This is a genomic window from Streptomyces sp. AC555_RSS877 (assembly GCF_019049245.1).
In the GTDB taxonomy this organism is placed as follows: Bacteria; Actinomycetota; Actinomycetes; order Streptomycetales; family Streptomycetaceae; genus Streptomyces.
Window position 1 is genome coordinate 1 of record NZ_JAGMUK010000170.1, and the last position, 254, is coordinate 254.

The window sequence follows — 254 nt, forward strand, 5'->3', positions numbered from 1 at the left end:
CGGCACCGCCGACCGCCTCGCCGGCTTCGGCGGCGTCGCCCCGGTGCCCCGCGATTCCGGGAAGCTGAGCGGGAACCTGCGCCGCCCGCAGCGGTACAACCGCCGCCTCCAACGCGTCTTCTACACCTCGGCGTTGTTCAGCATCCGCCACTGCGGGGAATCCCGGCGCTTCTACGATCGCAAACGTGCCGAGGGCAAGCGCCATACCCAGGCCGTCCTGGCTCTCGCTCGCCGCCGCGTCAACGTCCTCTGGG

Annotated in this window: 1 protein-coding gene; it reads left to right on the top strand. The window is 71.7% G+C overall.

What is annotated here, in order from left to right:
- On the top strand, window positions 1–254 hold a 254-nt coding region (locus KUM49_RS38280), incomplete at both ends, for a transposase (RefSeq protein ID WP_217241570.1).